Annotated in this window: 6 protein-coding genes; 2 read left to right on the top strand and 4 right to left on the bottom strand. The window is 73.8% G+C overall.

Going from position 1 to position 14,866, the window contains the following annotated elements:
* Positions 1 to 47: 47 nt before the first annotated feature.
* A complete protein-coding gene (locus SSP29_RS35475; RefSeq protein ID WP_089104988.1) occupies positions 48 to 1,199 on the bottom strand; it encodes a glutathione-independent formaldehyde dehydrogenase in 1,152 nt (383 codons plus the stop codon).
* A gap of 305 nt (positions 1,200 to 1,504) precedes the next feature.
* Between SSP29_RS35475 and SSP29_RS35470 the strand changes: the two genes are divergently transcribed.
* Both SSP29_RS35470 and SSP29_RS35465 read left to right on the top strand, forming a co-directional pair.
* Positions 1,505 to 9,451 (top strand): type I polyketide synthase, encoded by a 7,947-nt coding sequence (locus tag SSP29_RS35470; protein ID WP_089104987.1) that lies wholly within the window; start codon positions 1,505 to 1,507, stop codon positions 9,449 to 9,451.
* Positions 9,452 to 9,488: 37 nt separating this feature from the next.
* Positions 9,489 to 10,985 carry a tryptophan 7-halogenase gene (locus SSP29_RS35465; RefSeq protein WP_089104986.1) on the top strand — a complete coding sequence of 499 codons (1,497 nt, stop codon included), beginning with the start codon at positions 9,489 to 9,491 and terminating at the stop codon, positions 10,983 to 10,985.
* 33 nt (positions 10,986 to 11,018) lie between these two features.
* On the opposite strand, the gene SSP29_RS35460 is transcribed toward SSP29_RS35465, so the two are convergent.
* The 3 genes from SSP29_RS35460 to SSP29_RS35450 all read right to left on the bottom strand — a co-directional run bounded on the left by SSP29_RS35460 (position 11,019) and on the right by SSP29_RS35450 (position 14,856).
* Complete coding sequence (locus SSP29_RS35460) at positions 11,019 to 12,248, bottom strand: alpha/beta hydrolase family protein (protein WP_089104985.1); 1,230 nt, start codon at positions 12,246 to 12,248, stop codon at positions 11,019 to 11,021.
* Positions 12,249 to 12,371: 123 nt separating this feature from the next.
* Positions 12,372 to 13,934, bottom strand: coding sequence for a glycoside hydrolase family 30 protein (locus SSP29_RS35455; protein ID WP_150135524.1), 1,563 nt, complete (start codon positions 13,932 to 13,934; stop codon positions 12,372 to 12,374).
* A gap of 151 nt (positions 13,935 to 14,085) precedes the next feature.
* On the bottom strand, positions 14,086 to 14,856 hold the full coding sequence (locus tag SSP29_RS35450) for a dienelactone hydrolase family protein (protein WP_089104984.1): 771 nt from the start codon (positions 14,854 to 14,856) through the stop codon (positions 14,086 to 14,088).
* Positions 14,857 to 14,866: the final 10 nt, after the last annotated feature.

The following is a 14,866-nucleotide window of genomic DNA, read 5'->3' as shown; positions in this document are numbered from 1 at the left end:
CGGGCCGGTCACGGGTGGCGGCCCGCCGCGCCGGGTCGTCGCCGGTGCTACGCCGCGAGCGCGTGCCCGGGGTGCAGGACGACCTTGGTGTAGCCCTCGATCCGCTGGTCGAACTTCTCGTAGGCGCCCGGCGCCTCCTCCAGCGGCAGTTCGTGGGAGACCACGAAGCTGGGCTTGGCCCGCCCCGCGATGATCAGGTCACGCAACTGCCGGTTGTACTGCTTGACGTTGCACTGGCCGGTGCCCATCCGCTGCCCCTTCTCGAACATCCTGCCGATGGACACCAGCAGCTGGCCGTGCTTGGCGTGCTCGTCGGGTCCGCCCGGGTCGGACGGGACGTACAGGCCCGGTACGCCGAGCATGCCGGTCGGACGTACCGTCTCGACGAGGGTGTTCAGGACGACGGCGGGTTCCTCGTGGCTCGCATCGTGCGCCTGGGCCTGGTAGCCGACGGCGTCGACGCCCTTGTCCGTTCCCTCGCCCCGGGTCTGTTCCTTGATCTGTTCGGCCGGGTCGCCCTTGGTGAAGTCGATCGGTATCGCTCCGATCTGCTCGGCCTTGGCGAGCCGCTCGGGCACGCGGTCGACCGAGAACACCTTGGCCGCACCGCGCAGCAGCGCGGAGTACGCGGCCATCAGCCCGACCGGGCCGGCCCCGAAGACGGCGACGCTCTCGCCCGGGACCACCTGGGCGAGCTCGCAGCCGTGGTAGCCGGTCGGGAAGATGTCTGCGAGCAGCACGAAGTCCGTCTCGAACTCGTTGCCCGGCGGCAGCTTCAGGCAGTTGAAGTCGGCGAACGGGACCCGCAGCAGCTCTGCCTGGCCGCCCTTGTAGGGGCCCATGGCCACATAGCCGTAGGCTCCGCCGGCGAAGCCCGGATTCACCGTGAGGCAGAAGCCGGTCTTGCCGGCCAGGCAGTTCTTGCAGAAGCCGCACGCGACGTTGAAGGGCATGACCACACGGTCGCCCTCGGAGAGCGAGGTCACGCCGGAGCCGATCTCCTCGACGATGCCGAGGTTCTCGTGTCCGAAGACGATGCCCGACTCGGCGGCCGTACGCCCCTCGTACATGTGCAGGTCGGATCCGCAGATGGCGGTCGACGTGACCCGTACCAGTACGTCGTTCGGGTGCTGGATCCGCGGATCTTCGACGTCCCTGATCGTGACGCTGAAGGGCTTCTCGTAGACGACGGCTTTCACCTGGCTCACCTCCGCGTCGAACGCCGGGCGACGACGCGGACCGCGCGGGCCGGGGCCTGGCCAGGTGGAACAGCCGGGACAGAGCCCCCGGTCCGTGCCGCAACCCTGGGCGCTCTTGTTTCACCATCGGATACTTCCAGAAAACGCCGATCGCACAGGCGCTGCAACCCCGGCCCCGGCGACGCCCTCCTACGGGGAAAGCACCCGGCCCAGCGAGCCGTGGACGGCTGCCGAGCGGTCGGCCGTAGGCTCGCCAACAGGCATGGGCGGCAGGGGTGTTGGCACCAAGGGGGAGCCTGGTGGGAATGACGGGGGCGTCGGCCGTGCGGCCCGTTGCGGAACTGCTCGTCGAAAACTCCGTGCGCTACGGCGGGAAGGTCGCCTTCGCCGACGACCGGCGGACGGTGAGCTGGGCCGAGCTGGAGCGCAGGACCGGCCGGTTGGCGGCCGGGCTGGGGATCGGCCGCGCGGCCCGGGTGGCCTTCTGCCTGGCTGACGGCGTGGAGCTGGTCGAGGGGCTGCTCGCCACGGTGCGGGCCGGCGCGGTGGGGGTGCCGCTGAGCTCCCGCGCCACGGACGCGGAGCTCGCCGAGCTGCTGGCCGACTGCGATCCGGCCGTGCTGGTCACCGACCGGCACCACCTGTCACGGATCATGCGGCTGACGGCCGGACGGTCTGTCCGGCTGCTGGTCACCGGTGCGGGACCGCTGCCCGACGGAGTCACCGCCTGGGAAGCGCCGGCCGCGACACCCTCGTCCGCTCCCCCGGACGACCTCGGCCTGGACGAGCCGGCCTGGCTGCTCTACACGTCCGGGACCTCCGGTGCCAGCCGGGCCGCGATCTCCAGCCAAAGGTCCGCGCTGTGGTCCTCGGCGGCCTGCTATCTGCCCCGGCTCGGGCTGTCGGCGGCGGACCGCGTCCTGTGGCCGCTGCCCCTCTCGCACACCTACGCCCACTCGCTCTGCGTCCTCGGCACCACCATGGCCGGGGCGAGCGCCCGGATCACCACGGCCCGGGAACCGGCCGCACTGGCACGGCTGGCCGGCGAGTACGCGCCGACCGTGCTGGCCGGGGTGCCGCTCACCTACCGGCAGTTGCTGGACGCCGGCCTGGGTGCCGTGCCCTCGCTGCGGCTGTGCGTGACGGCCGGCGCGCCCAGCGACCCCGAGCTGCGGGAGGAGACCGAGGCACGGTTCGGCGCCCCGCTGCTGGACGGGTACGGCAGTACCGAGACCTGCGGCAAGATCGCGGTGGAGTCGCCCGCCGGGCCGCGGGTGCGCGGCAGCAGCGGTACGCCGCTGCCCGGTATGGAGGTGGAGGTGCGGGCGGCCGCCGGGGAGGAGCAGGCCGGCGGGAACGGCGGGTTCGACAGGAACGCAGGGCCTGGCGGGGACAGGGGCGTCGGCGGGTTCGACAGGAACGGAGGGCTTGGCGGGGACGGGGGCGTCGGCGAGATCTGGGTCCGCGGCCCCGGCGTCATGCTCGGCTACCACAACCGGCCCGAGGAGACCGCCGCCGTCCTGCGCGACGGCTGGTATCGCACGGGTGACCTGGGCAGGCTCGACGAGCACGGTTTCCTGACCGTCACCGGCCGGGCGGGCGACCGTATCGTGCGCGGCGGCGAGAACGTCGACCCGGCCGAGGTGGAGCGGGTGCTGTGCGGTCTGCCCGGGGTGCGGGACGCGGCCGTGGTCGGGCGGGCCCATCCGCTGCTGGGTGAGGTTCCGGTGGCGTTCGTGGTGCCGGACCGCCCGGACCTCGATCCGGCGCCGCTGCTGCGTGCCTGTGCCGCGGTGCTCTCCGCGCACAAGGTGCCCGAGGAGGTGCTGCTGACCCCGGCGGTACCGCGCACCCCCGGCGGCAAACCGCGCCGGGCCCTGCTGCGCCGGGCACTCACCGACCGCCCGGCCGATCCGGGACTCGCCGAACTGGCCGGACGGACGCCCGGTGAGCGGCGGGCCGCGCTGACCGACCTGGTGTGCACGGAGACGGCCGCGATCCGGGGGACGCCCGCCGATCCGGGTACGGCGTTCGCCGATCTCGGTCTGACGTCGATGGACGCCATGACCCTGTGGCACCGGCTCGGTACCCGCACCGGGCTGCGGCTGCCGGCGACGCTGGTGTGGGACCACCCGAGCCCGGCCGCGGTCGCGGCCCACCTGGACGCCCTGCTGCACGGGACCGCCGCGCCGGTACCTGCCGGGGTTGCCGGGGCCGCACTCGCCAGGACGGCCGGGCACGCGCCGGCCGGAACGATGTCCCCCTCCCTGCGTGGTCCGGCGGCCGAACCGGTGGCGATCGTGGCGGCCGGCTGCCGCTATCCGGGCGGTGTGAGCTCGCCCGAGGACCTCTGGCACCTGGTGGCCGAAGGCCGCGACGCCACCGGCGAGTTCCCCGCCGACCGGGGCTGGGACCTCGGGTCGCTGCACCATCCCGACCCCGACCGGCCCGGGACGACGTACACCCGCCGCGGCGGGTTCCTCGACGGGGTCGCGGACTTCGACCCGCTGTTCTTCGGCATGTCGCCCCGCGAGGCGCTGGCCACCGATCCCCAGCACCGGCTGTTGCTGGAGGTCGCCTGGGAGACCTTCGAACGGGCGGGTGTCCCGGCGCCGGAGCTGCGCGGCACCGACACCGGCGTGTTCGTGGGACTGATGCACGCCGGCGGGTACGGCGGCGGACGGTCGGCTCACGAGCTGGAGGCCCAGCTCGGCATCGGCTCGTCGCCGAGCGTGGCGTCCGGCCGGATCTCCTACGTCCTCGGGCTGCGCGGTCCGGCGCTGACCCTGGACACGGCGTGTTCGTCCTCCCTGGTGGCGCTTGACCTGGCGGCCCGGTCGCTGCGGGCCGGGGAGTGCTCCCTGGCGCTGGCGGGCGGGGTGACGGTGCTGTCGAATCCGCGGCCGTTCGTCGTGTTCAGCCGGCTGCGCGGGCTGTCGCCGGACGGGCGCTGCCGGTCGTTCGCGGCGGGCGCGGACGGCACCGCCTGGGCCGAGGGGGTGGGTCTGGTGCTGCTGGAGCGGCTGTCGGACGCCCGCCGCAACGGTCATCCGGTGCTGGCGGTGCTGCGCGGTTCCGCCGTGAACTCGGACGGCGCGTCGAACGGCCTGACCGCCCCCAACGGCGAGGCGCAGCGGGACCTGATCCGGCTGGCGCTGGCCGACGCGGGGCTGGCGGGGTCCGACGTCGACGCGGTCGAGGGGCACGGCACGGGCACCGCGCTCGGCGACCCGATCGAGGCGGGCGCCCTGCTCGCGACCTACGGGCAGCGCCGTGACCTGGGCGACCCGGTGTGGCTGGGCTCGGTGAAGTCGAACCTGGGGCACACCCAGGCCGCGTCGGGGGTGGCGGGCCTGATCAAGATGATCGAGGCGATGCGCCACGAAGAACTGCCCGCCTCGCTGTACGCGGAGCAGCCGTCGCCGCATGTCGACTGGTCCGGCGGTGCGGTACGGCTGCTCGAACGGGCCCGCCCGTGGCCGCGCCGCGACCGTCCGCGCCGGGCGGCGATCTCGTCGTTCGGCATCGGCGGCACGAACGCCCACGTGATCATCGAGGAGCCGACGGAGGCCGATCCGGCGGACGGCACGGACTCGGCTGCGCCGCCGCCCCGTACGCTGCCCCCGATGCCCTGGCTGGTCGGCGGGGGTGACGAGGCCGGGACGCGTGCCCATGCCGCGAGGCTGGCGGCCGAGCTCGCCGATGTACGGGACGACGCGGACGCCCTGGACGTCGCGTTCTCGCTGGCCACGACGCGGGCCCCGCTGTCGCACCGGGCGGCCGTGCTGGCCCCGGACGCCGAAGGTCTGCTCAGGGGGGTGCGCGAGCTGGCCGCCGGCGCCGACGGTCCGGCACTGCTGCGAGGCGCCGCGCGCCCACGACCGAAGGTGGCGCTGCTCTTCCCCGGCCAGGGGGCCCAGCGCGCCGGGATGGGCAGCGAGCTGCGGGCGGCCTTCCCCGCCTTCGACGCGGCGTTCACGGGTCTGTGCGAGGAGTTCACCCCGTGGCTCGACCGCCCTCTGCTGGAGGTGATCGACGAGCCGGGCCTGCTGGACCGCACCGACTACGCGCAACCCGCGCTCTTCGCCTACGCGGTGGCCCTGCACGCCCTCCTCGCCGGCTTCGGCGTCCGGCCGGACCGTCTGGTCGGGCACTCGGTCGGCGAGCTGGCCGCCGCCGATGTCGCCGGGGTGTTCTCCCGTGCCGACGCGGTACGGCTGGTCGCCGCGCGGGGCCGGCTGATGACGGCCCTGCCCGCGGGCGGCGCGATGATCGCGGTCCGGGCGTCGCCCGCCGAGGTGACTCCCCTGCTCGACGAGGTTCCCGACCGGACCGTGGCGCTCGCGGCGGTCAACGGACCGGAGTCGGTCGTGCTCTCCGGGCCCGAGGACGCGGTGACGGCGCTGGCCGCCGCCGTCGGACGGCCGCGGCGGCAACTGCGGGTGAGCCATGCCTTCCACTCGCCGCTGCTGGACCCGGTGCTGGCCGAGTACCGTGCGGTCGCCGAGTCGGTGACCTACCGGCGGCCGGCCGTGCCGGTCGTGTCCACGCTGACCGGGCGAGCGGAGGCGGACGCGCTCGCCACCGCCGAGCACTGGGTACGTCAGGCACGGGAGACGGTCCGGTTCGCCGATGCGGTGGGCGTGCTCGCCGAGGGGGGCGTCACGGCCTTCGTCGAGGCGGGGCCGTCCCCCGCGCTCGGCGTCGCGGCCGAGGAGTGCGTGGGGCCGGACGCGGGCGCGGTGTTCGTGTCGTGCGGCGACGGGCGGACGACGGTCGAGGCGCTGGCCGCGCTGCATGTGCACGGGGTCGGGGTGGACTGGCGGTCGGTGTACGCGGAGTCCGGTGCCCGACGGCGTCCGCTGCCCACCCACCCCTTCCGGCGGCAGCGCTACTGGCTGGACGCCGTCCGGCCACAGACCGGGTCCGGCCATCCGCTGCTGGGCGAGCCGGTGCCCGATGCCGACGGACCCGGCATCCGGCACACCGCCGTGCTCTCCCTCGACGGCCGTCCCTGGCTGGCCGACCACGTGATCGGCGGCCGGGTGGTGGTGCCCGCGACCGTCTTCGCCGAGCTGGCGGCCCGCGCCGACGGCTCCGCCGGGCCGGTGCGGCTGGCCGAACTCGCTCTCCACGCCCCGCTCGTCCTCACTCCGGGGCAGGGGGCGCAGGTGCAGGTGGTGGCCGGGTCGCCGGACGGGACGGGCGGGCGGCCGGTCACCGTCTGGGGCCGCCGCGCCGACACGTCCGAGCCATGGACCCGGCACGCCACCGCGACGGCCGCCCCGGCCGGTGCACCGACCCGGGAGACACCCGGGGAGACGCCCGGCGACTGGCCGCCGGTGGGCGCGGAGCGGATCGCCGTCGACTACGAGCGCCTCGCCGACCACGGCCATCGCTACGGGCCCGCCTTCCGCGCGGTCACCGCGCTGTGGCGCCGGGACGACGAGACCTTCGCCGAACTGGCGCTGCCGCCCGGGGAGGCGGCGACCGCGCGGTCGTACACCCTGCACCCGGCCCTGTTCGACGCCGCCCTGCATGCCGCGCTGCTGGCCGAGGAGCCGGGCGAGCCGAAAGCGCCGGTGACTTGTTCCGGGGTGACGGTCCACGTCACCGGCGCCGCCGCCGCGCGAGCGGTCGTACGACAGCTCGGTCCGGACGAGTTCGGCGTCACCCTCACCGACGGGGCCGGGCAGCCGGTGGCGGCCGTGGAGTCCGTGGTCACCCGGACGATCCCGACGACCCCGCCGCCGGCCGAGACGTACCGGCTCATCTGGCGGCCCGTGTCCCCGGAAGGCACCGGGAGGCCGGACGGCATCGCGAACCCGACCGACGCCGCGAGCCCGACCGGCGCCGCAAGCCCGGAGCACGAGTTGCTCGACGTGGCCGGGCAGGCTGCCGCTCTGCCCGCGGACATGCCCGTGCCCGACCGGGTGCGGGCGCTGCTCGGCGCCGTGCTGGAGCGGGTGCGGGACTGGACCGCCGACGCACGGCCGGGCCGGCTGCTGGTCCTCACCGGGAACGCCACCGGAGACGCCCCCGACCTGGCCGAGGCCGCCGTCGCGGGGTTCGTCCGCAGCGCCGGGGCCGAACATCCGGGCCGGATCGTGCTGGCCGACCTGCAGGGCACCGCGGCCACGACGCGGGCCGCGGCGGCGGCGCTGCGCTCCGGCGAGCCGGAACTCGCCCTGCGCGCCGGTGTCGCCGTCGTGCCCCGGCTGGTCCCCGCCGATCCGCCGACCGCCGAGCCCCCCGGACTGGATCCCGAGGGGACCGTCCTCGTCACCGGAGGCACCGGTGCGCTCGGGGCGAGCCTGGCCCGGTACCTGGTCGCCGAACGCGGGGTCCGGCACCTGCTGCTGGCCGGCCGCGGCGGAAAGGTCCCGGACTGGGCGGACGAACTGGCCGCCGACGTACGCGTGGTGGCGTGCGATGTGAGCGACCGGGCGGCCGTGGACGCGCTGGTCGCGTCCTGCCGACCGCCGCTCACCGCGGTCTTCCACCTGGCCGGGGTGGTGGACGACGGCGTGACAGAGGCCATGACGCCCGAGCGGCTCGCGGCCGTGCTCGCGCCGAAGGCGGACGGTGCCTGGCATCTGCACGAGGCGACGCGGGACCTCGGCCTGGCCGCCTTCGTGCTCTACTCCTCGGCCGCGGGTGTGCTCGGCAGGCCCGGGCAGTCGAACTACGCCGCCGCGAACGGGTTTCTCGACGCGCTCGCCCGGTATCGGGTGGCCTGCGGCCTGCCCGCGCAGTCGCTGGCGTGGGGGCCGTGGACCACGGCGGGCGCGGCGGGCATGGCGGGCCGGGTCGCGCCGGACCGGCTGCGCGAGGGCGGTGTGCTGCCCGTCGGCGAGCGGGAGGGCATCGCTCTCCTCGATGCCGCGCTGCGCCGTCCGGAACCGGTCCTGGTGCCGGTACCACTGGACCTGCGGGCCGCGGCGGGGCCGGGCACGCCGGCCGTCCTCGCCGACCTGTTGCCGCGCAGCCCGGCCGCGGCCGACGCAGCGCCCCCGGCCGACGCCACCCGGGCGCCCGGTGCCTGGCGCGAGCGGCTCGCCGCCGTCGCGGCGCCCGAACGTCCGGCGCTGCTGGCCGAGTTGATCCGCGCCGAGATCGCGGCGGTGCTGGGCTTCCCGTACCCGTCCGCCCTGCCCGCCGAACGCTCCTTCGCCGAGATCGGCTTCGACTCCCTCTCCGCGGTGCAGGTCCGCAACCGCCTCAGCGCGTTCACCCGGGTCCGCCTGTCACCGACCGTCGTACTCGAGTACCCGACGCTGCCCGAGCTGACGGCACACGTCCACGGGGTTCTGCTCGACGAGGACGCGGTGCGGGGAGCGGAACCGGAGACCGCCGATGCCCCTCGGGAACCCCGGCCCGCGCCCACGCCCGCCCCCGTGCCACAGGCCACCGCCCCCGCACAACTCCCCCACGCCCCCTACCGGTTCAGCCCTCTCTACCACCGTGTCCTGCGCGAGGAAGGGCCGAAGGAGGCGATGACGCTGCGTTTCTTCGCGTCGTACGCTTTGCCGGTCTTCTCCGACCAGGAGCGGGCCCGGCACACCGTCCCGCCGCTCCAGCTCGCCCACGGCGACGGCACCCCGCTGGTCTACCTCCCCGACTACATGGCACCGCACCTGCGCCTGCCCACCGGCCTGGCCCGGCAGTTCGACGGCGAGCGGGATCTGCATGTGCTGGAGCATCCCGGTTTCGGCACCCGGCGGGCCGTTCCGGACAGCGTGGCCACGCTGGTGCGGGCGCACGCCGACACCGTGCGCTCGCTGCCGGTCGAGAGGGCGCCCGTGCTGGTCGGCTACTGCGCGGGCGGGGCGATCGCCCATGCCGTGGCGCGGCAGTTGGCGGCGGAGGGAGAGCCGCCGGCCGGGGTGGTCCTGCTCGACTCCCATGCCGGGGTGCTGCACCGCGGGGATGTGCGCGGGCAGGCGCTGATGTCCGCGGGCGCGGCGCTCGACCCCGAGGTGGTCGACCGGCTGGACGACTCCCTGCTGATCGTCGGAGGCGGGTACGTCCGTGTGATGGAGAACTGGCGGCCCGAACCGTCTCCGGTCCCGGCCCTGTTGCTGCGCGGCCGGCCCACGGCCGAGATGTTGCGCATCGCGCCCGGCGACGACTGGCGGCCGCACTGGCCGCTGCCGCACGACGGCGTGGACGTGCCCGGCGACCACTACTCCCTGCTCCACCAGGACGCCGACGGCACGGCCACGGCGATCCGTGCCTGGCTGCCCAAGTGACCACCGTCCCCGGCTCGTTCGGAAGAGGAGCTCCCGCATGACTTCGCGGCACGACCAGCACGAGGAGTACGACCTGATCGTCGTCGGCGGCGGGCCGGCCGGCTCGACCGCCGCGACGGCCGTGGCCCGGCGCGGGCACCGCGTGCTTCTGCTGGAGCGGGAGACGTTCCCCCGTTACCAGATCGGCGAGTCGCTGCTGCCCGCCACGGTCCACGGCCTGTGCCGTCTGCTCGGCGTCGCCGACGAGGTCGCGGGCGCAGGTTTCACCCTCAAGCGCGGCGGCACCCTGCGCTGGGGCCGGGATCCGGAGCCCTGGCAGTTCTCCTTCGCGACGACGCCCCGGCTGCCGGATCCCACCGCGACCGCCTTCCAGGTGGAGCGCTCCCGGTTCGACGAGATCCTGCTGCGCAACGCGGCGAGGGCGGGCGCCGACGTCCGTGAAGGCTGCCCGGTGCGCCGGGTACTCAGCGAGGGCGGGCGGGTGCGCGGTGTCGAGTACACCGGCCGGGACGGCACCCCGCGCACCGCGCACGCCCGGTTCGTCGTCGACGCGTCCGGCAACACCAGCCGGATCCACGGCCGGGTGGGCGGGGCACGGGTGTACTCGGACTTCTTCCGCAACCTCGCCGTGTTCGGCTACTTCGCGGGCGGCCGCCGGCTGCCCGCGCCGAACGACGGCAACATCTTCTGCGCCGCGTTCGACGCCGGCTGGCTCTGGTACATCCCGCTGCGCTCCGACCTGACCAGCGTCGGCGCCGTGATCGCGCCGGAGCACTACGCGGCCGTCCAGGGCGACCCGCGTGCCGCGTGGCAGGACATGATCGAGGCCTGCCCCGAGGTCGACCGGCTGCTGACGGACGTACCGGTCGCGACCGAGCCGCCGTACGACCGGGTCCGGGTGCGCAAGGACTACTCCTACTGGAAGACGTCCCTGTGGATCCCGGGCATGGCGCTGGTCGGCGACGCCGCCTGCTTCGTGGACCCGGTGCTCTCCTCCGGGGTCCAACTGGCCACCTACGGCGCCCTGTTGGCGGCCCGTGCGGTGAACGCGGCCCTGGAGGGCAGGGTGCCGGAGGAGCGCGGCTTCGCCGAGTTCGAGGCGCGCTACCGCCGGGAGTACGGGGTGTTCTACGAGTTCCTCGTCGCGTTCTACGACATGGAGCGGGACGAGGACTCGTACTTCTGGTCGGCGAAGAAGATCACCCGGGTGGACGTCGACGAGGCAGCCGCCTTCGCCGAGCTGGCCGGGGGTGTGGCATCGGGTGACACCGGGATTCCCGGCGCCGGCGGGCTCGGCATGCGGCGGAGCAGCGCGGCGGCCGAACTGGAGGACGCGGTGGGCCGGTTGGCCACCGCGGGCGACCGCGCGAACCCGCTCCTGACCACCCGGGTCGTCACCGAGACCTTCCGCACCGGCAACGACCTCCAGGAACAGGCCCTGTACGGCGCCCCGCTGGACGGCCCGGTCCTGGCGCCGTCCGCCCACGGGTCGCTCGGGGTGACCGAGGACGGTCTGTCCTGGCTTCCGGTGTGACTCCCCCACGACCCCTGTCGATCAGATGGCCGCTCACCGAGCGAAGGGCTGCACCTCCGGCACCCGGCCCGGCAGCCCGGTGTCGCTCCGGTCGCGCAGCCGACGGTCGAAGAAGGACGCGAGGCAGGCCCGTTCGGCGGAGATCGCGCTGGCCGGGGCGATGGTGCCGATGAGATTCACGACCGTCTTGCGGGGCAGGCCGAGCCGGCGGGCGAGCTGCGGGACCATCGCCTCCTGGTCGGTGAACGTGGCGTGTTCGGCACCGCGCAGGGTCAGGCCCTCGCGGGGGCCGCGGCTGTGCCGCCACAGGGAGTTCCAGGACGGGACCGTGCTCAGGTCGTTGCCGTCCTTGCCGAGCAGCAGGAAGGGGCGGTCGAGGCCTTCGACGGCGACCGTGGAGAGGTTTCCGGAGTCGCCGTCCTCCTGGACGTAGGCGACCACGCCGTCCAGGTTGGCTCCCGCCGCGATACGCCGGTCGTCGTGCATCGCCTGGAGGGCGGTGAAGCCGCCGGCCGAGTGACCGAACATGCCGACGCGGTCCCAGTCCGGCGTGCCGCGCAGTTCCCGGGGCAGCGCACGCGGCAGTGCGTCGAGCAGGAAGCGGGTGTCGGCCACCCGCACGGCGACCGTCTTCTTCAGGAGGGCCGTGATGCGCTTCTTGTCCGGGTAGGCCTTGTCGTACTCGGCGGGCAGCACGGTGCGTTCGACCCGGCCGCCGGGGAACTGGACGGCGGTGGCGTCGTAGGTGTGGTCGAGCATCACCACGACGTAGCCGCGGGAGGCCAGGTCGTCGCAGAGGGTGGTGCCGAGGGAACGCGGGTCGCCGGCACCGGGTGAGTAGCAGACGACCGGATACGGGCCGCGGTCCCGGTCGACCGGGGCGCCTTCGTGCGCGTGGGTGCGGGTGGCCGCCCAGTCGACCTTGTCAGCGGGCACGTCGGCGAGGTTGTTGACGGCGGCGAAGCCGGCGGCCTCCCCGGGCAGCATCTGCGGTGCCCGGGGGTGGCCGCCGGCCTCCCGCGCCGGATAGCGGACGCTGATCATCAGCTCCCGGTACGGCTGTGCGGTGATCCAGGGATCGGGGCGCGCGGTGTCGACGAGGCGCAGGGAGACCGTGCCCACCGGATGCGGCCCGCTGGGAGTGGGCAAGGTCAGCCGCACCAGCTCTGCCGGGCGCGGCGCGGCCGACGCGGTGCGCCCGGAGACGGCGGACAGGGTGGTGGCGGCGACGGCCGACAGCAGGGCGGTACGGCGGGTGAGCACGGCAGGGCCTCCTTGACAGCGCAGACTGCGCGGACGGCGCGTGTTCAGCGACTCCTCTCAGCTTTGTGGACCGGCCCGGCCGTCACCATCCGGCAAGCCGGTTGTCACCCCGGGGGGTTAGCCCTATGCCCGGCCCTGCCAGCGGTAGGTGGCGTAGGAGCCCGCCGGTACGGTCGTCACGAAGGACTGGCCGCCGACGACGACCCGGACCTTGCTGTCGGTGGCGTTGCCGTTGCCGAGGACGGTGACGTATCCGCCGTCACGGGTGCGGTAGACGACGTTGCTGACGCCGTGTTCCGTGGCGCTGGACTCCAGGCGGACGTCACCGGGCAAGAGGTACTTCGCGAACTGCCCGAGCCCGTACAGCTCGTCGCGGACCGTGAACTTCTTCGTCTCCGTGTCGACGGTCACCAGCCGGTCCTTCCACTTGGTGGTGGCGGCGACCTGGTTCCAGTCGATGTTGTTGTCCCGGGCCGGTGTCCAGTGCAGGGTGCCGCCGTCCTGGTCGGTGGTCTGGGCCCACAGGATGTAGGAACCGGCGTCCAGGCGGAAGTCGTTCAGGACGGTCGAGGGCGACAGGTCGCTGGTCTCCGTGAGCTGGACGGGCTTGCCGAACTCCTCGAACGCGTCACGCATGACGGTCGGGTCGCCCCAGTAGGGGTGGAAGGCGATGGCGTCGGCCGCCTTGCGGACCTGCGCGCCGGTCACGGAGCCGTCCGGGGCGTCCTGGAAGATGCGGTAGTAGTTCTTGGTCGCGGTGCTGTTGGGGTCGTGCCAGTCCCAGAAGTTGAAGTCGTGCACGTAGAGCTGGGTGTCCAGGTGGGCGGCGCGCATTTCGCGCTTGATGGCGAGGGCCAGTTTCTGCTGCTGCGCGATGCTGATGTCCATGGCCGGGTAGACCACGTCCATGCCGGGCTCGTTCAGCAGGGTGAGCGCGTCGACGCGGATGCCGTGCCTGGCGTACGCCTGGACGAACTTGACGTAGTACCGGGCGAACACCTCGATGCAGTCGTCCCGCAACTTGCCGACCTGGTAGTAGTCCGTGCTGCTCCCGGGCTTGAGTGCGACCTCGCCGAGGAAGCGGTTGTTCGTCTTCATCCAGGCCGGGGCGCTCCACGCTGACGCGAAGAAGGTGGCGTGCGGGTTGTAGTGCTGGATGAGCTTGATGGTGTCGATGATGTGCAGGTCGAGGTCCCGTTGGACTGAGAAGTGCTTGAGGCCGAAGTCGTCGGTGACGCCGGCGGGCAGGTCGTCCTCCGACCAGAACGGCAGGTGCTCGATGAGGTCGGGGCTGCCGATCGTCAGCCGGAACCGGTCGAGTCCCGCGCCGTGTTTCGGGTCGACAAGGAGCCGGATGGCCGCCGCCCGCTCGTCGGGGGTGAGCTTCCACAGGTTGGAGACGCTGGTCTCGTCCAGGGAGAAGCCGATGCCCGTGTACTTCTGCCGGAGGGCGGTCGGGTCGGCGACCACGGTGGCGTCGACGGCACCGCCCGGGTCCGCGCCCGTCCTGACGATCGGCAGGGGCTGCCACGCCTGCGCGCCGCCGGTGGAGTAGGTGCCGGTCACGGCCTGGCCGTGCCCGGTGCTCCCGCTCGGGGCTCGGCCGGTCTGCGCGGAGGGACTCGCGCCGATGAGTGGCAGTGTCATGACAGTGACGGCCGCGATCGCGGTGATCGTACGTCTCACAGCAACTCCTGGACTCTGCGGGGGTGTCGGGGGTGGTGCCGTGCCGAACCGAGATCCAAGCAATATCCGCGATGTTAAGTCAAGGTGTGAAGAAAGGGTTTCGCGAGGAGCGGTGCCGGCGCCCGGCAGACTGCCGGGCGCCGACGGGCCGTCAGCTCAGGGCTGCTGCCGGTACGGACCGGGTGAGGTGCCGGGCGAAGAAGCGGGCCGCACTGTCGGCCTCGAACCTGGGGTGTTCCTTGTGCCGGCCCGCGTTGGCGTGCAGCGTTTTCTCCTTGGAGGCGAAGGCGTCGAACAGCGCGAGACCGGCCTCGCGCGGGATGTGTTCGTCGTCCCACTGGAGATGGAACTGGACCGGGACGGTGATCCGCTGTGCCGTCGCGGCGAGGGCGTCGGGCCAGTGCATTCCGAAGACCGCGGCGGTGATCCTGGGATCGGCCGCCGTGAGCGGTATCCCGATCGCGGTGGCCATGTTGAGGCCGTAGTAGCCCACCGGTCCATCGGCGCCGATCTCCGGAAGGGCCTGGAGGGCGTCCAGGGTGGCCTGCCACTCGGGCACGGCGCGCTCCGCGAGATGGGCGTTGTAGCGGACGACGACCGGGCCTTCCGGCTCGCCCGCCTCCCGCGCCCGGTAGAGCGCGGCGATCTCCTGCTCGTCGTGCGCGGTGCGCGGCCGGTCGCCGTGGCCGGGCGCGTCGATGCAGGCGACGTGGAACCCGCCGCCGTTGACCAGACGGTGGGCGCGGCCCGGCATCGCCGGCCACTTCTTGTGGGTGCCGCCGCCGTGGCCCATCAGGACCAGGGGCGCGCGCTCGGAGCCGGACACGGGCGACCAGAGCACGCCGGGGATCCCGTCCACGACGAAGTCGCGTTCGACGACGCCGTCGGACGACGTCTCGGCGGTGAACTGCACTGAATGCATGGGTTGTTGC

This window comes from Streptomyces hyaluromycini (assembly GCF_002217755.1).
GTDB lineage: Bacteria > Actinomycetota > Actinomycetes > Streptomycetales > Streptomycetaceae > Streptomyces > Streptomyces hyaluromycini.
The sequence above is the reverse complement of the archived record's forward strand: the minus strand, read 5'-3'. Positions and strand labels throughout refer to the sequence as shown.

Excerpts from the sequence above, each read along its gene's own strand:
- SSP29_RS35470 (WP_089104987.1), top strand. The coding sequence starts at position 1,505 with ATGACGGGGGCGTCGGCCGTGCGGCCCGTTGCGGAACTGCTCGTCGAA.
- SSP29_RS35465 (WP_089104986.1), top strand. The coding sequence starts at position 9,489 with ATGACTTCGCGGCACGACCAGCACGAGGAGTACGACCTGATCGTCGTC.
- SSP29_RS35450 (WP_089104984.1), bottom strand. The coding sequence starts at position 14,856 with ATGCATTCAGTGCAGTTCACCGCCGAGACGTCGTCCGACGGCGTCGTC.